This is a genomic window from Streptomyces sp. NPDC047981 (assembly GCF_040653315.1).
GTDB lineage: Bacteria > Actinomycetota > Actinomycetes > Streptomycetales > Streptomycetaceae > Streptomyces.
This window is the reverse complement of record NZ_JBEZNQ010000025.1, coordinates 1-21,170: the sequence shown is the minus strand read 5'-3', so window position 1 is coordinate 21,170 and position 21,170 is coordinate 1. Positions and strand designations below refer to the sequence as shown.

Genomic DNA, 21,170 nt, shown 5'->3' with positions numbered 1-21,170 from the left:
CCGCGCCCTCCCTCTGCGACTATCCCTACCATTCCAGTGGGAAAACTCGGGATCCTATGAGGTGACGTGAGAACGCCGAAGAAGTCCGCGCTGCGCCCCGCCTCCCGGCCGGCCGACCGCCGTGGTGACGACGAGATCTGGCCCCGCGTCACCCGCGAGCTCGCCGACGACCTCTCCTTCGACGCCCCGGGCCGGGACCGAGCCGGGAAGCCTCCGTTCGACGAGGTCGCCCGGTTGCGGGAGGCCGGACTGCCGGCCCTGCTCACGCCGCCGGGCGCCGGTGGGCGGGGCGCCGACTGGCGGGCCGGGTGCGCCGTGATCCGGGAGATCTCCGCCGCCGACAGCTCCATCGGCGAACTCCTCGCCCACCACTACGTCCTGGCCTGGAGCGCCCGCTTCCTCGGCGGCGGCGAACCACCCTCCGCCGGGGCCTCCCCGCACGCCGCGTTCGAGGACGGCACGGCTCTGGAGGGCCTGCTGCTCGGCGGCGGTGTCGAGCCGGCGGGGACGAGCGGCCCCGAGTCGCCCGCGACGGACATCGGGCGGGGCCTCTCCCTCACCCCGACCCGCGGCGGCCATGTCCTGCACGGGCGCCGCTCCTTCGGCTCCGGGGTGACGGTCGCCGACCGCCTGGTCGTCGGGGCGCGCTGTACGGAGACCGGGAACGTCCTGGTCGTGCTCGTGGATCCGGCGGACCCCGCCGTCTTCGTCGAGGCCGCGGCGGAACGCGTCGGCCAGCGGCTCACGGGCGCGGGGACGGTGACGTTCGACCAGGTCCGGGTGGATGCCCGGCGGATCCTCGGCACGCTCCCCCGCGACGAGCACGACGTCGCCCCGTTCGCGACGCTGGCACCGCTCGCCCTGCGGCTCCTGCTCGTCCACGTCGGGCTCGGCATCGCCGAGGGCGCGCTGGCCGAGGCCCGGGACGTCAGCCGCGCGACCCTGGCCGCCCCTGCGGCGCTCGCGCGCGTCGGGGCGCCCGACCACACACCGGGCCCGGAGGATCCGTACCTCCTCCTGGCCTACGGGGAGTTGGCCACCTCGGCGCACGCCGCGGCGGCGGTCGTCGAGCGCGCCACGGACGCCCTGGCCCGCGGCCTCGCCGCCGGGCGGGCGCTCGGCGTCGAGGACCGCGCCGACATCGCCGTCCTCGTCGCGGCGGCCGAGGCGGTCACGAGCCGGGCGGCCGTCCGGATCACCACCCGCATCCTCGAACTCGTCGACACCACGGCTCCCGCCGACGCCCCGGGCGGCGGCCCCGGCTTCGACCGGTTCTGGCGCAACGCGCGTGCGCTCACCGCGCACTCCTCCCCCACGCACCGCCTGCGCGACATCGGCGACCACTACCTTCACGGCACCAGGCCCGGGCTCAGGCTGCTCGCCTGAGGGGCCGTCCGGCATGTCGGGACCTCCGACCCTCTCCTCGGGCGGCCGTCGGGCCCAAGCTGGAAGGCAGAGGGGCCCGGCCCTCGGCCCGGCCCGCCACGGAAGTGAGGGAGGCAGCCTGATGAGTCGCGAGATCGTCGCCGGTGTGGACGGTTCGCCCGAGAGTCTCGTCGCGGCCGACTGGGCCGCCCGGGAGGCTGTGCGCCGCGGTCTCGGGCTCCGGCTCGTGTACGCCTGGCGGTCGGAACCGCTCAACGTCCCGCTCGACCAGGACCGCGCGCGCCAGGACCGGATGGCCGAAGAGGTGCTGCGGGCGGCCGAGTCGACGGTCGCCGGCCGGCATCCGGGCCTCGCCCTCACCGCCGAGGTCCTGCCCGACACACCGGTCGCGGCCCTGCTGAGCACCGCGGAGCGGGCCGAGATGCTCGTCATCGGCTCGCGCGGGCACGGGCGGGTGGTGGGCTTCCTGCTCGGCTCCCACGGTCAGCAGATCATCGCGGCCGCCACCCGCCCGGTCGTGGCCGTCAGGACGCGGGACGCCGCCGAGACGGACGGCCCCGAGGGCCGCGAGGGCGACGGGGACGCCGGGGACGAGGGCGGCGAGATCGTCGTCGGCCAGGAGGGCGGCCCGGAGGACAGCGCCCCGGCCCTCGGCTTCGCGTTCGCCGCGGCGGCGGCGCGGGGGGCCACGCTCAGGGCGGTACGGGCGTGGAGCGTACCGTCCCTGTACGCCTACAGCCCCGCGTCGATGGCGCTCGCCGACGAGGCCGGCGGGCTCGTCCCGTACGAGGAGAAGGCGCTCCGCGAGGCCCTGGCGCCGTGGCGGGAGCGGTTCCCGGAGGTGCGGGTGACGGAGCAGGTGGAGATCGGGAGCGCGGGTCAGGTGCTGCTCTCCTCCTCGGGTGCCGCGCGGCTCCTGGTGGTGGGGCGGCGGGCCAGGCGCGGGGCGCTCGGGTCCCGGATCGGTTCGGTGGCGCACGCCGCGCTGCACCTGGCGCCGTGCCCGGTGGCGGTCGTGCCCCACGAGTGATGCGGTGGCTCCACGGGGCGGCGTGTTGACGGGCCGGGTTGACGAGGAGTGTCGAACGGACCGGCGCCGGAAAGTGTTCTGACCGCCGCCCCGGCGGCTCTCCCGCGCCGGACGGTCCGGCGGCCCCGGAGAAGAGAGCGGAGCCCATGGCACACCACGACGCAACGAGCCCCGACGAACAGCCGACGCACGACGGGAGCCGTCACCGCAGGGGCGGGGGCGCGGGTCCTCGGACCCGCCGGGGTCCTTCCTTCCGTACGGCGGTGACGCTCGCGGGAACGGCCGCCGTCGTCCTCACTGTGGCCGCCGGGGCGTACGTGGCGACCCGGGGGACCCCGTCCGCCACCCGTTCGGAGGCCGTCGCGCACCCGAACCTGGCGCCGCTCGCCGGAAGGTCCGCACCGGAACCCGCCGCCTCCCCGGCCGCACAGGCCCCGGCGACGCCGGAGCGGACCACCGCGCCGGAGAAGGCGGTACCGGAGCAGACCTCCGCGCCGGACAAAGCGGCGCAGGAGCAGGCGCCCGGTGCCGAGTCCGCGGTAGGCGGGAAGGGCGGGCGGTACGTAGAGGAGGTCATCGCGCTCGCCAACACCCAGCGGGAGAAGTCCGGTTGCGCGCCGCTGCGCGCCGATCACCGGCTGGCCGAGTCCGCCCAGGCGCACGCGGACGACATGGCGGACCGCGGCTACTACGAGCACACGACGCCCGAGGGCAAGGACGCCGGCGACCGGATCACGGCGGCCGGGTACGCGTGGTCGAGCTGGGCGGAGAACATCCACCGCGGCCCGAAGACCCCCGTCCAGGCGATGGAGGACTGGATGGGCAGCGACGGGCACCGCCGCCACATTCTCAACTGCGCGTTCAAGGACATCGGCGTGGGGGTGACCCTGACGGCCAACGGGACGTGGTGGGTGCAGAACTTCGGCACCCGGCGCTGATCCGGCCACCCCGTCAAGGACGTGGTCTCACGGCGCGGGCGCGGCCAGCTTCTGCACCCACACCGTGCCGTCGGGCCCGGAGACGGCGGCCACACCGGTGTCCCGGTAGGCGCAGTCCAGCATGTTGCGCTCGTGCATCGAGCCGTCCATCCAGTCGTCGAAGACGGCGGCCGGGTCGGAGCTGCCGCGCGCCAGGTTCTCGGCCCACGCCGACCACTCGTATCCGGCGGCCGAGATGCGCGCGTCCGCGAACCGGCCTTCCGGGCTGCTGTGCGCGTAGTAGCCGCGCCGGACCATGTCCCGCGCGTAGGCGCGGGCCGCGTCGTCGAGCCGGGGATCGGTCCGCAGCGGTGCGCAACCCTCCTGCGCCCGCCGCTGGTTGACGAGTCGGGTGAGCCGCTCCTCCGCGGTCGTCGTCCGCTGCGGCGTGGGCGTCGGCTTCGGGGAGGGCGACCGGGTGGGCGTCGGGGTGGGCGTGGGGCTGGTGGTGGTCGGCAGGGGTGTCGTCGGCCGGTCTGCCGGGGGCGCCGCCACGGGGGCGGCGGGCGCGGGCGCGGGCTTCTCGGGCTCGGAGGGTACGAGCAGGATGAGGCCGCCGAGGACCCCGACGGCCACCGCCCCGGCGATCCAGGCCCGGCCGAGCGAGCCCCCGCCGCCCGCGCCGACGGTCCCGAGATCGGCGGCGGCCGGATCCGTCAGCGGCTCGGGGCCCGCGCCGCCGTTCGGGGCGGCGGCGGTCTGCGGCGCCGTGGCGGCGTCGGCCGCCCACGCCGCCGCCTGGGTCTCCGCACCCGCCGCGCCCCACAGCAGGACCGGCGACACCAGGCCGAGGCCCACCAGGAGCGCCTCGGCGGGGGCCAGGTCGGAGCGGGGTGGCAGGCACCGGCGGCAGGGGGTGACATGGCGGGCGACGCGCTTGCGCCACAGTGGGGAGGGGACGCCGTCCCAGTCGGCGGCCAGTCGCGCGAGCTCCGCACAGCGCGGCCGGGCGCCGAGCGCGCGGACGACCGTCCGGCCGGTCTCCAGGCGCTCCTTCATCCGTTGGACGCGGACCGCCGCGTGCGCCGGGGTGACGGCGAGCGCCCCGGCCAGTTCGGCGCGGTCGAGTTCGCCGCCCGCCTCGAGCCACCACAGGGCGAGGACCTCGCGGTCGCTGTCGTCGAGCCAGCGGGTGGCCTCCGCGACCTCGCGCCGCTGGCCGGTGAGGCCGAGCCGGAGGATGGTCAGGTCGACGAAGTCGCCGGCCGGGTCGGCCAGCTCGGCCGCCCGGTCGAGGCCGGGGACGGGGCCGCTCTGCCGTTCCCGCCAGCGCCGGCGTATCTGGTTGGTCGCGATGGCGACGAGCCAGGACCGGAAGCGCTCGGGGTCACGCAGCCCGGGCAGCCCGTCCAGGGCGCGGACCATCGTCTCCTGGACGACGTCGTCGACGTCCGCGTGCCCGTCGAGGGCGCGGCCCACGATGTTGTAGACCAGCGGAAGGTACGCGCGGACGAGCCGCTCACCGGCGTGCGGGTCTCCCGACACGGCCGCGTCCACCAGTGCGGCCGTGCCGCGCTCGTCGCTGTGCATGTGCCCTGCTCCCTCGTCCTGGGTCCGTACCGTCCCGTCCTGAGGAGACCCGTGGGAGCGGGTGGGATAACACTTCCGTGGCCGGAAGACGTCGGGTCTCCGGCCGGAGGCGCATCCTAGGTGTTGTCCTGTGGGGGCTGTCCCGCGGGCAGTCCCTGTACGGGTGGGTGGGGCAGGTACGGCACGGTCGCCGCGTGCCCTTCCCGTACCGCTTCGACGGCGGCCGCGTGGAGTTCGCGGCTCTCCGCCTCGGAGGCACACGGCACCGGACTGCCCGCCATGGTGAACCAGTCGGAGGCGCCGGTGTACTGCACGGCTACGCGTGCTTCGCCATCTACCCAGGTGGTGTGCACGGTCATGTCGCCCGTGACCGTACCGACCTCGTCGGTGAGCACCCCACCGCGCCCGGTGTAGACGCCGGGGGTCGTCCATGATGCCCAGCTCATCCATCCAGGTTCACACCCGGATGCCACATCCGCCACCGACGGGACCGCCCCGGCCGGAGGAATCCCGGCCGGGGCGGTTCGGCTGTCGCGCCAGGGTCAGGCGAGGGACGCGATGGCCTCGTTGAAGGTGGCGGACGGGCGCATCACCGCGGCGGCCTTGGCCGGGTCCGGCTGGTAGTAGCCGCCGATCTCGGCCGGGGAGCCCTGGACGGCGTTCAGCTCGGAGACGATGGCCGACTCCTGCTCGGTCAGGGTCTTGGCCAGGCCCGCGAAGGCCTCGGCGAGCTGCGCGTCGTCGGTCTGCTTGGCCAGCTCCTGGGCCCAGTACAGGGACAGGTAGAAGTGGCTGCCGCGGTTGTCGATACCACCGACGCGACGGGTCGGCGACTTGTCCTCGTTGAGGAAGGTGCCGGTGGCGCGGTCGAGGGTGTCGGCGAGGACCTGGGCGCGGGCGTTGCCGGTGGTGGTGGCCAGGTGCTCGAAGCTGGCGGCCAGGGCGAAGAACTCGCCGAGGGAGTCCCAGCGGAGGTAGTTCTCCTTGACGAGCTGCTGGACGTGCTTCGGGGCGGAACCGCCGGCGCCCGTCTCGAAGAGGCCGCCGCCCGCCATCAGCGGGACGACCGACAGCATCTTGGCGCTGGTGCCCAGCTCCAGGATCGGGAAGAGGTCGGTCAGGTAGTCACGCAGGACGTTGCCGGTGACGGAGATGGTGTCCTCGCCACGGCGGATGCGCTCCAGGGAGAACGTCGTCGCGTCGACCGGGGCGAGGATCTTGATCTCCAGGCCCTCGGTGTCGTGCTCCGGCAGGTAGGCGTTGACCTTGGCGATCAGCTGCGCGTCGTGGGCGCGGGTCTCGTCCAGCCAGAAGACGGCCGGGGCGCCGGTGGCGCGGGCGCGGGTGACGGCGAGCTTGACCCAGTCCTGGATCGGGAGGTCCTTGGTCTGGCAGGCGCGGAAGATGTCGCCCTCGGCGACCTCCTGCTCCAGGACCACGTCGCCCGCGGCGTCGACGAGGCGGACGGTGCCGGCCGCGGCGATCTCGAAGGTCTTGTCGTGGGAGCCGTACTCCTCGGCCTTCTGCGCCATGAGGCCGACGTTGGGGACGGAGCCCATGGTCGACGGGTCGAAGGCGCCGTGGGCGCGGCAGTCCTCGATGACGGCCTGGTAGACACCGGCGTAGCTGCTGTCCGGGAGGACGGCGAGGGTGTCGGCCTCCTGGCCGTCCGGGCCCCACATGTGGCCGGAGGTGCGGATCATGGCCGGCATCGAGGCGTCGACGATGACGTCGGACGGCACGTGCAGGTTGGTGATGCCCTTGTCGGAGTCGACCATGGCGAGGGCCGGGCCCTCGGCGATCTCGGCGTCGAAGGAGGCCTTGATCTCGGCACCGAGGTGCGGGACGTTCTCCAGGCCGTTCAGGATGGTGCCGAGGCCGTCGTTGGGGGACAGACCGGCGGCGACGAGCGCCTCGCCGTACTTCGCGAAGGTCTTCGGGAAGAAGGCGCGCACGACGTGGCCGAAGACGATCGGGTCGGAGACCTTCATCATCGTCGCCTTGAGGTGCACGGAGAAGAGCACGTCCTCGGCCTTGGCGCGGGCGATCTGCTCGCCGAGGAAGGTGCGCAGGGCGGCGACGTGCATGACGGAGGCGTCGACGACCTCGCCGGCGAGGACCGGGACGGACTCGCGCAGCACGGTGGTGGTGCCGTCGGCGGCGACGTGCTCGATGCGCAGGCTGCCGGCCTCGGCGACGGTGACGGACTTCTCGGTGGAGCGGAAGTCGTTCTGGCCCATGGTGGCGACGTTGGTCTTGGACTCGGCCGACCAGGCGCCCATGCGGTGCGGGTGGGTCTTGGCGTAGTTCTTGACCGAGCCGGGGGCGCGGCGGTCGGAGTTGCCCTCGCGCAGGACCGGGTTGACGGCGGAGCCCTTGACCTTGTCGTAGCGGGCCCGGACGTCCTTGTCCTCGTCGGTCTGCGGGTCGTCCGGGTAGTCCGGGAGGGCGTAGCCCTGCGCCTGGAGCTCGGCGATCGCGGCCTTCAGCTGCGGGATGGACGCCGAGATGTTCGGCAGCTTGATGATGTTGGCCTCGGGCGTCTTGGCGAGCGCGCCGAGCTCGGCGAGGGCGTCGGCGATGCGCTGGCCCTCTTCGAGACGCTCGGGGAAGCCGGCGATGATGCGCCCGGCCAGGGAGATGTCACGGGTCTCGACATTGACTCCGGCCGTCGAGGCGTAGGCCTGGATCACGGGCAGGAACGAGTACGTCGCCAGGGCGGGCGCCTCGTCAGTGTGGGTGTAGATGATGGTCGAGTCAGTCACCGGGTGTGCTCCGCTCCACGTCTGCGTCTGCGAGATTGCTCGACATCAAGATATCTCGTGATCGGCCTCGGTGGGAAAGGGCCCCGCCTCCTCGTTCGCGAGGGTGCCCGTGAGCCGGTACGGGGCGGGGCAGGCGTCCAGGTCGACGCGGCGGAGCAGGCCGAGGAGCAGCAGTGCGGCGGCCGCGCCCGCCCCGACGGCGAGGGCGTGTCCGGCCTGGTAGGCGACGCGCGGGAGGGCCGGGTCGGCCGGGTCGAGGAGGAACATGGAGTCGACGAGGAGGACGGTTCCGAGGCCCAGACCTCCGGCGGCGGCGAGGGTCAGGGGCAGGATCACGAAGAGCGTGCGGTAGGGGCGGCGGCGCGTGCGGGCGGGGGCGACCTTGCCCCGGCGGGCGATGATCGCGAGGAGGCCGCAGCCCACGGCGAGGACGAGGAGGTCGGCGCCGATCACGTCGCTGGGGCGGTGCCAGCCGGCGGCCACGGTGTACGCCCCGACGGCGATCGCCCACAGGGCGCTCAGGCCGACGGCGAGGCCGCGGAGCCGGTACGGGACGACGAGGACGAGCCCGAACATCACGCTGGTCGCGATCGTGGTGTGTCCGCTCGGGAAGCTGTTCTGGGTCAGGTGCGGGGGCGCGCCGACCAGGTCGGGCCTGACCAGGAGGAAGCGTTTGAGGACCTCGGTCAGGAGCAGGGACATGGCGACGGTGCAGACCGCGGCGGCCGTCAGCGCGTACCGCCTGCGGATCGTGCCGATGGCGGCCAGCAGGAGCAGGGCGGCGGCCAGGGAGGAGAGCGTGATGTGCTGGAGCGTGCGGTTCGCCTCGTGGGCGGCGGCCAGCGTCTCGTCGGTGAGCCGGCCGGTGAGGACGGCGTTCTCCCAGCGCTGCCCCGTCGCGGTCAGGACGAGTCCGGCGTAGACGATCGCCATGAGCAGGACCGAGCCGAGGCAGGCGCGCCGCATCCGCTTGCGGACGCGGGCGCTGAAGGAGTCGGCCGCTTCACCGGCGACGGCGGCGTACCACCAGGTGCCGGTCTCCAGGGGCTGCGCGCTGCCGTCGGTGCGGAGCCTGTCGTAGGGAGCCATGCTCCGATTCGAACCCGCCGGGGTCCGGGGCGCCCGCTGGACGCACCCGAACGAATCGCCGAGCGCTCAGGAGGGGAACAGCCGACCGTGCCGGAGCGCCGCGGCACCGCCGCCCCCGAGCAGCAGCCCGATGATGCCGCTCGCCATGCGAAGCACCCGCGCGCGTCCACAGCCCGCCCCCTTCGACCGGCGTCGGCGGGATCACGCCACAGCCGCGCGACCGGCGGGTGAACGATCGTGCCGACGGGTTCCGAAGAGCGTGAAGGCCGTGTTGACCAGGGCCACGTGGCTGAGCGCCTGAGGTGTGTTGCCCAGCTGACGGCGGGCGTTCGGGTCCCACATCTCGGAGAGCAGGCCTACGTCGTTGCGGACGTCGAGGACGCGCTCGAAGACGGTTCGGGCCTCGGCCGGGCGCCCGGTCATCGCCAGGGCGTCGGCGTACCAGAACGTGCAGGCCAGGAAGGCCCCTTCGGCGCCGTCGAGGCCGTCGACCTCGTGCACCTCGCCGTTGCTCACGTCCGCGTACCGCCGCAGGAAGCCCTGCTCGTCGAGGCGGGACATCGCGTCGACCGTGCTCAGGACGCGGGGGTCGGACGCCGGGAGGAAGCCGAGCCGGGGGATCAGCAGCGCGGTCGCGTCGATCCGGCGGGCTCCGTAGTACTGGACGAACGAGCGCTGTTCGTCGCTCCAGCCGAGCGCGCACACCTCCGCGCGCAGGTCGTGGCGGAGTGCCTGCCAGCGCCGGACGGAGGTGCGCTGTCCGGCGACGCGGGCGAGCCGCAGGGCGCGGTCGGCGGCGACCCAGGCCATGATCTTGGAGTGGACGAAGTGGCGCCGTGGGCCGCGCACTTCCCAGATCCCCTCGTCGGGGTCCTGCCGTCGTTTCTCGACGTATTCGAGGAGTGCGGCCATCAGGCTCCAGACGTGCGGGTCGATGGCGACGCCGGCCCGGACGGCCGAGTAGATGGTGCTCAACACCTCGCCGTAGATGTCGAGTTGGAACTGGTCGACGGCCGCGTTGCCGAGCCGGACCGGCCGGGACCCTTCGTAGCCGGGCAGCCAGTCGGCGCGCGTCTCGGGGAGGTTGCGCTGCCCGGCGACTCCGTAGAGCGGCTGGAGGTCCGCCGGGTCTCCGGCGACGGTGCGGACGAGCCAGTCCTTCCAGGCGAGCGCCTCGCGGTGATACCCGCTGCGCAGCAGACAGGAGAGGGTGAAGGTGGAGTCGCGCAGCCAGCAGAAGCGGTAGTCCCAATTGCGCTGGCCGCCGATGGATTCCGGCAGCGAGGCGGTGGCCGCGGCGATGACGCCGCCGGTCGGCTCGTAGGTGAGGGCTTTCAGCGTGAGCAGCGATCGGATGACGGCTTCGCGGTACGGCCCGTCATAACGGAGCTGCCCGGCCCATTCCTTCCAGAAGGCGAGCGTGCGGTCCAATTCCGCGGGCACGTCCGGAAAGGCGGGGGGCGCCGAATGGGAGGGCCGCCAGCCGAGGACGAAGGAGACCTGCTGACCGGCCGTCACCGAGAAGTCGATGGTGGTGCAGGAGTTGGTGACGGCGACCTCGGCGCCCGGTCCGGAGATGAGGTAGGCCGCGTCCGGACCCGCGACCGTCGCCACCGTGCGCCCGTCGACCGGGTAGGACCAGGGGACGACGCTGCCGTGGTTGAATCGCAGCCTCAACTCCCCGTGCAGGTCCACCCGTCCGGAGATGCCCTCGACGAGCCGGACGATCCGCGGGGTCTCCTCGCGGGGCGGCATGAAGTCCGTGATGCGCACGGCGCCCGAGACGGTCTCCCAGACCGATTCGAGGACGAGGGAATCGCCGCGGTAACTCCGCCGGTTGCACGGTCGGTTGCCGACCGGTGAAAGACTCCACCGGCCGTGGGACTCGTCTCCCAGAATCGCGGCGAAACAGGCGGGTGAGTCGAATCGGGGTGCGCACCACCAGTCGACAGCACCGTCCATTCCGATGAGCGCGGCCGTCTCCAGATCACCGATGAGGGCGTAGTCCTCAATTCGCCCTGCCATGTGGGGATTGTAATCCCGCCTTGACGGCGCGGCATTCCGCGCAGGATCCTGAGAAAGGTCGCTCTCGGATTCCGGAGAGCTTCTGCAGAAAGCCGTACCGATGGGTAACGGGCCACATCCGATGCGCCGGTCGACCGACCGCGCGCCGGGGGCCGACGGCCGTTCCGTGACTCTGGTCGTGCCGGTGCGCCCCGGCGACCGCGACCCCGGCTGGCTGCTCGACCAGCTGCCTGCCGACGTCCACGAGGTCGTCCTCGTGGGGCACACGGCACCCGGGGGGAGCGCCGGCTCCGTGACCGTGCGCGCGCTCGGACCGTGGAACTGCGAGGCGGGCGACATCCCGCACGCGGGCCTGATCGCCGCCACCGGAGACCTGATCGTGCTGATGGGCGCGGACGGCAGCATGGCGCCGCAGGAGATCCCGCACTACCTGCACTACCTCGACAGCGGATACGACTTCGTCAAGGGCTCGCGCTTCATCGCGGGCGGCGGCAGCGCCGACTATCCGCTGCTGCGCCGGGCCGGACACGGCGCGCTGCTCCGCGTGGCCCGACGGCTGTACGGTCAACGGCTCACCGACCTCTGGTACGGCTTCTGCGCCTTCCGCAGGGGCTTCGTCGACCTCCTCGACCTGCGGGAGGACGGCGTCGAACTGGGCGCAGAACTCGTCACCCACGCCCTGCACTACGGGCTGCGCGTCGCCGAGGTGCCCAGCGTCGAACGGCCCGGCCACCACGGCCCGTCGCACCCCCGCACGGTCCGTGACGGGGCCCGCATCCTTGGCGGGCTGCTCGACGAACGCCCGCACAACGCCCTGCTCCGGCTCGCGCCCCGGACACGGCGCGCCAGGCACACGGGCGCCGAGCGCACGGAGCGCACGGAGGGCGCCAAGGGCGCGCATCCCCGCTTGACGGATCAGATATCGGATGCTAACGGTTGAAGTCAGGCATTTTTCTCCGTACGTGAGACCCGGACCCTCGCGAGGGTCGGTGGTCGGAAGTAGTACGTCGTGACCGCAGAGCGCGTCAGTCGAACGCCGGCGGCACCCGGTCCGCATCCACTGCGGCGGGTGACCGACTGGCCCACGGCCGGGTCCAGGCGCCGCGGCTCGCACGTCCCTGCCCGCCACCCGACGGCCCATCCGGGACGGCGTGCGACCGACCGGTTCCTGCCCGCGGTCCGCACCTGCCGCTCCGTCCCGCGCCGCCCGCGGACGACCGCCCGACGCCGGCGTTCCCGTACCGTCCGCGCCCGCGCGGCGCGGAACCGACGCGGCAGCGGCTCACACGGCTCACCATCGGAACCCGCCGGACACCCCGAACGCGCGGGCCACCGCGGCCCCTTGGTCCCCATGCGGCCCGCGGCACCGACGACACGCGCCCTGCCCGGGTCGGAGCACGAGCAGCGACCCGGGCATCAGACGTGCCGGCCCCCCGCCCGGGACCAGGGCGGGGACAGCTTCCGGCCGCTGCCGCACGGCAGTGACGAGGTGCGGGCGCCGGAGGCCCTGAGGAAGCTCGACGTGCGCGAGGCGACCGTCTCGCTCGCCGGCGGCCGGGACGCACTCGTCGGCACGCCGAGCCCTCCGCGGGGGGTGTGGCCATGACGACCGTCGGCGCCCTCCCGTACGGGTACGCGAAGCCGGGCACGCTCGGAGCGGACACGGCGCTCGCCGGGCTCTCCCTCGGCGCGCTGGGACTCCTGGCGACCTTCGCGCAGGTGTCGCGCGCCTTCGGGGTGCCGCCTGCGCTGCTCGCCGGACTGCTCGCCGGTCCGCTCTCGCAGGTGTCCGGGCCGACGGTCGTCGGCTGGGCCCCCGGCGGCGTGCCGGGGGCGGCGATCGGCGGGATGTGCGGGACGGTGGTCGCTCTGGGCGTCCTGCTCATCCGCGAGGCGGGCCGACAGGGGTCCGCCGGACGCGCCGCCCCGCAACGCGCCGCCGGGCCCGGGCTCCCGGTCGGGACCCGGTCGCGCCGGACAGGGCCGGACGCGCCGGGTCTCGGCCGGGGTACCGACCAGAACACCGAACCCTCCCTCCGCCTGCTCGTCGACGCCGTCTGGCGGGACGACGTGCGGCCCGCGTCCGACGAGGAGCTGCTGGCCGCCCTGGCCTTCGCCCGGGGCAACCGGGTGGAGGGCCGACTCGCTCGGGCCTACCCGCGTCAACTGGCCACGACGCTCGACGCGGTGAGCGACGCCGCGCGCCGCTTCCGGCGCAACCTCGTCCAGTCGACGGACCGGCTGGGCGCCGCGGACATCCCCGCGGTGCTCATCAGGGCCGACCTGTCCGGGGACGTCGTCCACGGAGACTTCGACCTGGTCGTCCCCACGGAGTGCTGGAAGGCCGCCCAGAAGGCGTTGAGCGGCTGGTACGTGGAGCGGTCGGCGCACTGGCTGGAGCGGTCCACCTCCGTGGCCCTGGAACCGGCCGACGGCCCCTCCGCCCAGCTGCACACATCGGTCGCCTGGCGCGGCGTCTCGGTCATGGCGACGGGCCGCCTCTTCGCCCATGCCGTCCCCGACCACGACGGCCGCGCCTGGCTGGTCCCCTGCCCCGCCGACCGGCTGCGGATCCGGCTGGCCCGGGGGTTGTTCCGCGACCAGTCGCTCGACCTGTCCGAACTCCTCGCGCTGCGCGAACTGCTGGCGCCCGAGGTCGTGGCCGAGGCACGCGCCCAGACCGCCCGGGAGGGCTGGTCCACAGGTGCGGACCGGGCCCTGGACCTCGCGACCCGGACGATGGCCGCGCTGGACCGGGGCGAGTTCGTCCAACTCCCCCTGCCGCTGCCCGTCGCGACCTCGCTGCGCACCGGAATGGAGCACGCCGGACACCTGCTGACCCGTGGGCGGGCCTCCACCGCGGCCCGCGAGGTCGCTCTGCGAGTGCCGCTCGTGGTGACCGGGCGACTGCGGAGGCGCACGTCATGAACACGGCGCGGCCTCTCCTGATCGCGGTGTCCGGCCCCGCGGGCGCGGGCAGGTCCTCGCTGGTCCGGCGCCTGGCCGAGCTGCTGCGACAGCACGGCTTCGAGGTGAGGACGCTCTCCTGCGACGGCCGCTTCCCGCGCCGCCGGTTCGACTCTCCTCCGCGGATGAGGGATGAGGAGGAGACCGCACGGCGCCCTGACGGTCCCCCGCGCCGGGGATCGTGGGCGCGCCGCGCCCATGCCCTGCTCGACTCCTGCGACCTGTCCGTACGGACGCGTGCCACACGGCGCGCCCTGTCGGCACACGCCCGGGGGCGTCCGGCCGTCGTCCTGACGGACGGCGGACCGCTGGACGAGCTGGTCGCGTTCGGCTTCCCGCCCGGGCATCTGGCTTCCGACCGATTCGCCCGGCTCGTCCACCACTACGACCTGACCCTGCTGGTGGAAGCCGCTCCCGTCGCATCGCGCGGGCGTGGCCGGGACCGTGCGGCCGGGCTGCCGGCTCTCCGGTGGGCCCGGTACCGCGACTGGGCCACCCGCCTGCCCCGGGTGGCCCGGCTCGACGGCGGGCATACTCCGGCGCGGGTCGCGGCCGAGGCACTGGAGCAGGTGCTCGGCACGCTCCGGACGCGGCGCCTCCCGGACGGTGGTGAGGGCACGCACCCGGCGCGGCGGAAGCGGGTCGTCGTCTCGGTCTACGACGACGCGGCCGGCGCCGAACACGGAGGCGGTGGGGCTCTGGCGGTCGAGAAGGTCGCCCGGCGCCTGTCGGAGGAGTTCGACGTGACCGTCGTGACGGCCGGCAGGCGCGCCGGCTCTCTCCACGACGACGGCATCCGTTACGTCCGCCTCCCGGTCCGCCGGACCGGTCCGCGCGCCGGGCAGCTGCTCTTCGTGACGATGCTCCCCTTCATGGCCCGCAGGCTTCCCCACGACGCGTGGCTGGAGAGCCTCACGCCCCCGTTCTCGACGAGCTTCCTGCCGTTGTTCTCGCGCGCGCCGGTGGTCGGGATCGACCAGGGCCGCAGCGCCGAGGCGCTGGGGCGCCGCTACCACCTCCCGTTCTTCCTGGTGGAGAAGGCACGGCTGCGCTGCTATCGGCACATCGTGGTGATGAACGAGGCCGACGCCTCCGCCGTGCGACGACTCAGCCCCCGGGCGGACGTCCAGGTCGTCGCCAACGGCGTCGAGCAGCGGCAGATCGACGACGCCCGGATCGGCACCGGCGACCACATCCTCTGCCTGGGGCGGATCGACACCTGGATCAAGGGGCTCGACCTGCTCCTGGAGGCGTACTGGCGGAGCCGTCCTCCGCTGCCGCTGGTGCTCGCGGGCAGCGGTACGCAGGCGGAGGAACGCAAGCTGGCGGCGCTGCTCGCCGCGCACCCGGGCAGCGTCCGCTGGGTGGGGTACGCCGGGGAGGCGCTCAAACGGGATCTTCTACGCAGCTGTGCGTTCCTGGTCATGCCGTCGCGCCACGAGACCTTCGGCCTGGTGGCGCTCGAAGGCATGTCGTACGGGAAGCCGGTCGTGCACTTCGATCTGCCCGCTCTGCGGTGGATGCGCGACGGGGGCGATATCGCCGTGCCGCCGTTCGACGTCGCCGCGCTGGGCGACCGGATGCGGATGCTGGCCGCCGACGAGCGGGCCCGGCGCGCGCTCGGGCGGCAGGCCGGGCAGGCGGCGCAGCACTACACCTGGGACGAGATGACGGGCCGATACCTGGACCTGACGCGTCGTCTGGTGGACGGTTCCGTCCACGGGCGACGGCCGAGGAAGGAGAGGAGGGGCAGGGCATGGCCGACGACCCACTGACCACCGCGATCGCGCCGAGCCACCCGCCGGTCGTGCTGTCGTCGCGCCCGGGCCGGCCGACCGCGATCGGCGAGCCGCCCCGCGCCTCCGAGGGGGCGACGCGGGGGACACCAGCCCCTGACCGGATCCCGCCGTCGGCCGGTACGGACCAGGCGGCCGACCCCGGATGTGGCTCATGACCGTCAGCGCACGGCCGCCCCGTGTCCTCCTTCTGACCGGCAGCCCGCTGGACGGTGCGGACGGTTCGGACGTGACGCTGGCCAGGGACGTGCTCGGAGCCCTGCCCGACATCGAGTTCCTCTGGTTCTCCCAGTGGCCCGCGCGGCGCGGGCTGCCGCCGCCGTCCGTCGGCCGGGCGATCCGCCTCTGGTCCCCGGACGGCGCGCCGCACGCTCCGGTCCGTCTGCAGGCCGCGCTCGCCGGGGGTGTCGCGGCCCGCCGCGCCGATCTCGTCCACGCGTTCCTGACGATCGGGCACGCCTTCCCCGCCTTCTCCTGGCTGCGCCCCCTGATGCTGGGGGCGCGCCCGGTCGTCCACACCGTGCCGGGTGTGCTGGAGGCGCGACTGCTCGCGAGGACCCGGCCGCTGGGGACGACGGTCGCGCAGTCGGAGTCGCTGGCCAGGCGGCTGCGTGCCGCGAACTTCGGCGACGTGCGGGTGATCCCGCCGATGATCCGGCTGAGCGAGTGGCCCTTCCTTCCCCGCCCCGAGGGTGTGCCGACCGTCCTCTTCGCCGGCCGTCTCGATCCGGGGGGCGGCGCCGTGACCGCCGTCGAGGCGGCGGCGGAGGCGGCGCGGTCCGGGGCGGTGTTCCGGCTTGTCCTGGCCATGCGCGGGCGGCCGGGGCAGAACACGGCCACGCTGCGTGAGGAGTTGAGGGAGCGAGCCGGGGCCGGGGGTCTGACCGACGTGGACGTGCGCGGCTTCGTCGACGACATGCGCGCCCTGCTGGCCTCGGCGCACGTCCTGCTCTTCCCGCCGCCGGTGACCGGTGGCAAGGCAGACATCCCGCTCATCATCCTGCAGGCGCTGGCAACCGGGCGGCCGGCCATTCTGAGCGACCTTCCGCAGTTCGCCGAGTTCGGGGACTCGGTGCTGCGCGCTCCCGCCGGTGATGCCCGCAGGACCGGGCAGCAGCTGGCCTGGCTGCTCGAACAGCCGCGGGTCTGGGACATGCTCGCGGAGCGCGGCCGGGCGACCGTGGAGGAGTCCTTCGGACCCGAGCGGTTCGCGGCCCAGTACGGGTCCCTGTACCGGGAGTTGCTGACCTGAGGCCGCCGGGCCGTGCCCCGTCACCGGGACGGCACCGGCCCGCCCGCCGAGCTGCTCTTGACGCCGGGCACCGAAGGGCGCAAGGTGTACGTATACGTCGTAAATCGACGTTGTGTGTCTACAGCGGAGATTTCCGACGCTCCCCCAGAACCCGCTGAGGGTGTTCCCCACGGAGTGACCTGCGATGAGCAGCCTGTCGGTCGTCATGCCCGCCTACAACGAGGCGTCCAATCTGCCCGCTGTGATCGCCACCGTCCCCGTGGCGGAGTTGGCGGAAGCGGGTTGGGAGACGGAATTGGTCGTGGTGGACAACGCGTCCACCGACGGCACGGGGGATGTCGCCCGTTCGCTCGGGGCGCGCGTGGTCCCCCAGCCCCAGCGGGGTTACGGCAACGCCTACCACGCGGGGTTCGCTGCGGCGCGGGGGGACGTGATCGCCACCGGTGACGCCGACTGCACCTACCCGTTCGACGCGCTGCCGGGGCTGCTCACGGTCCTGGACGCCCTGGACGTGGAGTTCCTGACGACGGACCGGCTCGTCCCCGGCAACCGCGAGGCGATGCATCCGACCCACGCGATGGGCAACCACGTGCTGAGCACGGTGAGCCGTCTGCTGTTCCACAACGGACTGCACGACTCGCAGTCGGGCATGTGGGTGTTCCGCCGCTACGTCTGGCAGAGCCTCGACGTCCGGTCGACGGGCATGGCGTTCTCCCAGGAGATCAAGAACGCGGCGACGCTCGCGGGGTGCCGTTGCCTGGAGGTCCCGATCACGTACCGCGTGCGCGGGGGCGAAGTGAAGCTGCACGCCCTGCACGACGGCACGGCGAACCTCTGCCAGCTCTTCGTGCACCGGTTCCGCCGCCAGGGCACGTCCACCGCCGCCCTGCCCGCCGGGAGGCCCGGCGCGGCCGTCCGGGGCGCTCGGCGACCGCGGCACCGCGTGAACGCGGGCCCCGCTGCACCTCCTCGGCCGTGAGGTCCCGCTACACGTCCTCTGCCGTGAAGCGGTCGAGCAGGGCGTCCAGGCCCACGACGAGACCCGCGCGACCGCCCCGCTCGGCGAGTACGGGGGTGATCCCCCGCAGGGTGGGGAGTTCCTGGGCCGGCATGCGGTGCAGGCCGAGCCGGAACGAGGGATCGGTTTCCGCGGGGTTGTCCACCATGGGCCCCAGCTCCACGGACACGTACCCGAGGATCCAGGCCGTGACGGCACGGAAGGCGGCCGCGGTCCGGGCCGGGCCGAGTTCCGCCGTCCCGAGCAGGGCGAGGATGCGCTCGTGACTCCTGAGCACCGCGAGCGGCCGTTGCGCCAGAGGCACCGCCAACATCCGGGTGGCCAGCAGGGGCACCACATGGGGGTGCCCGAGGCACACCTCGTAGGTGTGCACCGCGATCCGGTGCAGGCCGGCTCGCCAGTCGGCGTCCGGGGCGGCCCGCCCCTCGTCGAGTTGGAGCTCCAACTCCAGGTGGAGGGCCTCGACCAGCCCGTCGAGGAGCGCGTCCTTGCCGTTGGCGTAGCGGTACAGGGCCATGGCCTCCACGCCGAGTTCGGCGCCGAGCCGCCGCATGCTCAGTGCGGACAGGCCCTCCCGGTCGACGAGTTCCAGGGCCGCCGCCAGCACGACCTCCCGGCTGAGCCGGCCGCGGCGCCCGTGGTCGCCCGCCCGGCGGGCGGGGCCTGCTGCCGAGTCCTGTGCCATGGACGTTCCTCCGTCTTGACTCCGACCGGGAGAGGGAAGAGTATGGACGTATACGGCGTAAATAGACGAAGTCATCTTACACCGGATGCCGTCCGTTCCGGGGGGACACCCCGAACGGGAGGTCGTATGCGCCTTGCGTGCTCGGGGCTGTGTGTTCGCGCGTGTGCGCCGAAAGCGTCTCCAAGCGTCCGAGCGCCCGCTACGGGTGTTCCCACGGAGTGACCTGCGATGAGCAGTCCGTCGGTTGCCAAGCTCGCATGGACCGAGGCGTCGGAAGTCTGCCGACGCTCGGTGCGCCGACTGCGCCCCCGCCCGCGCCCGCGGCACGGGTCGCCCCGGCTGCGCAGGACGGTCCTCGTCCTCCTCGCGGTCGCGGTGGCCGTCACGGTCGCGTTGGCCACACCCGCGATCCGCAAGGAACTGAAGCAGTCCTTCTCCCCGGTTCCGGCCGCGTACACCGAGCTGTACTTCACCCGCGACCCGGTCGTGCGGGGAGACTCGGTGCTCGTCCCGGTCTCCGTGGACGACAGCGGGCCCGGTGAGCGAACGCACCACCTGCGGGTCTCGGTCGAAGCGTCCGACGGCCGAACCACGGCGTCGACCACGACAGCCCTCACGCCGGGCCCCGACGCTCCCGCGTCGGCCGTCTCCCGGCTGCCGCTCCAGGACGGGTCCGTCATCGTGCGGGTCGCGCTGCTGGACAGCGGTCAGAGTCTGCACTACCGGCTGCCCGCCGAGGGCGCCCCGGCACCGGGGAGCACGCCATGACCGAAGGGACACGCGTGCACTCCCGTGTCGTGGTGACGACCAGCTGGGACGACGGGCACCGGCTCGACGACCGCCTCGGCGGGCTGCTCGACCGGTACGGCATCGCCGGCACGTTCTACATCGCGCCGCACAACGTCGAGATCGCCGCCCGGGACCGGCTGTCCCCGGCCGGGGTTCGCGAGCTGGCCGAGCGGTTCGAGATCGGCGGGCACACGCTGACGCACCGGCGGCTGCCGATGCTGACGGACAGCGCGGCCGCGGACGAGATGCGGGCCGGCAAGGAGGAACTGGAGGGGACGGTGGGCACGGCGGTCACCAGCTTCTGCTATCCGCGCGGCGAATACACCTCCGCCCACGTCGCCTCCGCCCGCGCGATGGGCTTCCGGCGCGCGCGCACCGTGCGCCGCAACTCGCTCGCCGCGGGTCCACCCCTGGAACTGCCCACGACGGTCCATGCCTACGCCCACCGCGTCGACGGACCGGTCGCCCTCCGGCTGGCGCGGCTGCGGCCGTGGACGGCCGCCGGGCTGTACCTCCGGTGGGACGACCTCGCTCTCCGGTGGTTCGACCTCTGCCTCGAACGGGGTGGTGTGTTCCACCTCTGGGGCCACAGCTGGGAGGTGGAGGCGCACCGCGACTGGCACCGCCTGGAGCGGGTGCTCGCCCACATCTCGGGTCGACCCGGGGTCGGATACCTGTCCAACCGCGACCTCCCCGGGCAGGTGCGGCGATGACCGGGAACCGGACTCGACGAGCCCCCGCGACAGCCGCCGCGTCGGCGGAGGGGGTGGCGGGCCGGATCGGCCGGCGCGTCGCCGCCCGCCGGGTCGTCCTCGCGGCGAGCGCCCTGGCCGTCGTCGTCGAACTCCTGCCCGCCGTTCTCGCCCCGCTGCCGACCCTGGCCGGTGTGTGGCTCCTCCTCGGCGCGCCGACCGTGGTGTGGTACGGGCCCGCCTCCCGCATCGTGTCGACGCGGGACGGTCGCGTGCTGCTGGCCGGCGGTCTGGCCCTCCTCACCTCCCTCGTCGTGGCGCTGGCGGTCAACTCGGCCCTTCCGCTCGTCGGAGTGGACGGGCCCCTCGGCCGCCCCGCGCTCGCCATCGCCTCGGCCCTGGCCGTCGCGGCCGTCGCGGCCTCGGCGGACCCTCCGGCCAAGGACCCGGCCGCTCCCGCGTGGTGGCAGCGGATCCGCGCGGAGGGCCTGCCGGCGGGCCTCGCCACAGTGACGGTCCTGGGCGCGCTCGCGCTCACGCTCTCCGTCGCGGGGCCGATACGGCTGAACAACCGGCTGGGCTCCGGCGTCAGCATCGCCGCGCTGGTCACCATCGGGGTTCTCCTGGCGCTCCTGATGACCAGGTACCGGCGCTACTCCTCGTCCGTCGTGGGGGTCGGCCTCTTCTTCGCCGCCTCCGGACTGCTCCTGCTCAGCTCGCTGCGCGGCTGGTACATCACCGGCCACGACATCCAGCGCGAGTACGAGGCCTTCGGGCTGACGGAGGCCCAGAGCCACTGGGACATGGCCGCGTTCGTCGACCCGTACAACGCGTGCCTGAGCATCACCCTGCTGCCGACATCGTGGGTCCGGCTGACCGACATTCCCGGCCCGTACGTCTTCAAGGCCGTTCTGCCGCTCCTCTTCGCCCTCGCACCGGTGCTCGTCCACCGGTCGGTGCGCAACGTGGCGCCCCCGTTCGTGGCGGTCCTTTCGGCCGTCCTGTTCATGATCTTTCCGACGTTCTTCACGGACATGATGTTCCTGACCCGTCAGGAGGTCGCGTTCCTCTTCCTCGGCTGTGCCATGGTCGTGCTGACCGACAAGAGCCGCGCGCTGCGCCGCCGTCGGATCACCTTCGTCCTGCTGGCCGCCGGGATCGTCCTGGCG

Annotated in this window: 17 protein-coding genes and 1 pseudogene; 12 read left to right on the top strand and 6 right to left on the bottom strand. The window is 73.7% G+C overall.

What is annotated here, in order from left to right:
* The first annotated feature begins 66 nt into the window (after positions 1-66).
* From AB0E14_RS16960 to AB0E14_RS16950, 3 genes are all read left to right on the top strand, one after another.
* On the top strand, positions 67-1,386 hold the full coding sequence (locus AB0E14_RS16960; protein ID WP_362417726.1) for an acyl-CoA dehydrogenase family protein: 1,320 nt from the start codon (positions 67-69) through the stop codon (positions 1,384-1,386).
* Between the two features lie 121 nt (positions 1,387-1,507).
* Complete coding sequence (locus AB0E14_RS16955; protein WP_362417723.1) at positions 1,508-2,416, top strand: universal stress protein; 909 nt, start codon at positions 1,508-1,510, stop codon at positions 2,414-2,416.
* Positions 2,417-2,679: 263 nt separating this feature from the next.
* Positions 2,680-3,354, top strand: coding sequence for a CAP domain-containing protein (locus tag AB0E14_RS16950; RefSeq protein ID WP_362417720.1), 675 nt, complete (start codon positions 2,680-2,682; stop codon positions 3,352-3,354).
* A gap of 27 nt (positions 3,355-3,381) precedes the next feature.
* Here the strand turns inward: AB0E14_RS16950 and AB0E14_RS16945 are convergent, their stop codons facing one another.
* The 5 genes from AB0E14_RS16945 to AB0E14_RS16925 all read right to left on the bottom strand — a co-directional run bounded on the left by AB0E14_RS16945 (position 3,382) and on the right by AB0E14_RS16925 (position 10,802).
* Positions 3,382-4,923: a sigma-70 family RNA polymerase sigma factor gene (locus tag AB0E14_RS16945; protein ID WP_362417717.1), complete on the bottom strand. Its 1,542-nt coding sequence runs from the start codon at positions 4,921-4,923 to the stop codon at positions 3,382-3,384.
* Between the two features lie 116 nt (positions 4,924-5,039).
* Positions 5,040-5,369 carry a hypothetical protein gene (locus AB0E14_RS16940; protein ID WP_362417714.1) on the bottom strand — a complete coding sequence of 110 codons (330 nt, stop codon included), beginning with the start codon at positions 5,367-5,369 and terminating at the stop codon, positions 5,040-5,042.
* Between the two features lie 96 nt (positions 5,370-5,465).
* Positions 5,466-7,688 carry an NADP-dependent isocitrate dehydrogenase gene (locus tag AB0E14_RS16935; RefSeq protein WP_362417711.1) on the bottom strand — a complete coding sequence of 741 codons (2,223 nt, stop codon included), beginning with the start codon at positions 7,686-7,688 and terminating at the stop codon, positions 5,466-5,468.
* Between the two features lie 45 nt (positions 7,689-7,733).
* Positions 7,734-8,777, bottom strand: coding sequence for a phosphatase PAP2 family protein (locus AB0E14_RS16930; protein ID WP_362417708.1), 1,044 nt, complete (start codon positions 8,775-8,777; stop codon positions 7,734-7,736).
* Between the two features lie 201 nt (positions 8,778-8,978).
* On the bottom strand, positions 8,979-10,802 hold the full coding sequence (locus AB0E14_RS16925) for a glycoside hydrolase family 15 protein (RefSeq protein ID WP_362417705.1): 1,824 nt from the start codon (positions 10,800-10,802) through the stop codon (positions 8,979-8,981).
* Between the two features lie 166 nt (positions 10,803-10,968).
* Between AB0E14_RS16925 and AB0E14_RS16920 the strand changes: the two genes are divergently transcribed.
* The 6 genes from AB0E14_RS16920 (at position 10,969) to AB0E14_RS16895 (ending at position 17,796) form a co-directional block, all read left to right on the top strand.
* A complete protein-coding gene (locus AB0E14_RS16920) occupies positions 10,969-11,742 on the top strand; it encodes a glycosyltransferase family 2 protein (protein WP_362417702.1) in 774 nt (257 codons plus the stop codon).
* Between the two features lie 662 nt (positions 11,743-12,404).
* On the top strand, positions 12,405-13,730 hold the full coding sequence (locus AB0E14_RS16915; protein ID WP_362417699.1) for a hypothetical protein: 1,326 nt from the start codon (positions 12,405-12,407) through the stop codon (positions 13,728-13,730).
* A complete protein-coding gene (locus AB0E14_RS16910) occupies positions 13,727-15,544 on the top strand; it encodes a glycosyltransferase (protein ID WP_362417696.1) in 1,818 nt (605 codons plus the stop codon). The genes AB0E14_RS16915 and AB0E14_RS16910 overlap by 4 nt, the downstream gene beginning before the upstream one ends.
* Positions 15,526-15,723 carry a hypothetical protein gene (locus AB0E14_RS16905; RefSeq protein ID WP_362417693.1) on the top strand — a complete coding sequence of 66 codons (198 nt, stop codon included), beginning with the start codon at positions 15,526-15,528 and terminating at the stop codon, positions 15,721-15,723. Before AB0E14_RS16910 ends, AB0E14_RS16905 begins: the two co-directional genes overlap by 19 nt.
* Positions 15,720-16,817: a glycosyltransferase family 4 protein gene (locus AB0E14_RS16900; protein WP_362417690.1), complete on the top strand. Its 1,098-nt coding sequence runs from the start codon at positions 15,720-15,722 to the stop codon at positions 16,815-16,817. Before AB0E14_RS16905 ends, AB0E14_RS16900 begins: the two co-directional genes overlap by 4 nt.
* A gap of 184 nt (positions 16,818-17,001) precedes the next feature.
* Complete coding sequence (locus AB0E14_RS16895; RefSeq protein WP_362417687.1) at positions 17,002-17,796, top strand: glycosyltransferase family 2 protein; 795 nt, start codon at positions 17,002-17,004, stop codon at positions 17,794-17,796.
* A gap of 7 nt (positions 17,797-17,803) precedes the next feature.
* Here the strand turns inward: AB0E14_RS16895 and AB0E14_RS16890 are convergent, their stop codons facing one another.
* Positions 17,804-18,520, bottom strand: coding sequence for a TetR family transcriptional regulator (locus AB0E14_RS16890; protein WP_362417684.1), 717 nt, complete (start codon positions 18,518-18,520; stop codon positions 17,804-17,806).
* A gap of 228 nt (positions 18,521-18,748) precedes the next feature.
* Here AB0E14_RS16890 and AB0E14_RS16885 point away from each other — a divergent pair, with 228 nt between their 5' ends.
* The 3 genes and pseudogenes from AB0E14_RS16885 to AB0E14_RS16875 form a co-directional block, all read left to right on the top strand.
* Complete coding sequence (locus tag AB0E14_RS16885) at positions 18,749-19,288, top strand: hypothetical protein (protein ID WP_362417681.1); 540 nt, start codon at positions 18,749-18,751, stop codon at positions 19,286-19,288.
* Positions 19,285-20,022 carry a polysaccharide deacetylase family protein gene (locus AB0E14_RS16880; protein ID WP_362417678.1) on the top strand — a complete coding sequence of 246 codons (738 nt, stop codon included), beginning with the start codon at positions 19,285-19,287 and terminating at the stop codon, positions 20,020-20,022. The genes AB0E14_RS16885 and AB0E14_RS16880 overlap by 4 nt, the downstream gene beginning before the upstream one ends.
* A pseudogene (locus tag AB0E14_RS16875) lies at positions 20,019-21,170 on the top strand (hypothetical protein); the annotation flags it as partial. The gene AB0E14_RS16880 and the pseudogene AB0E14_RS16875, both read left to right, overlap by 4 nt.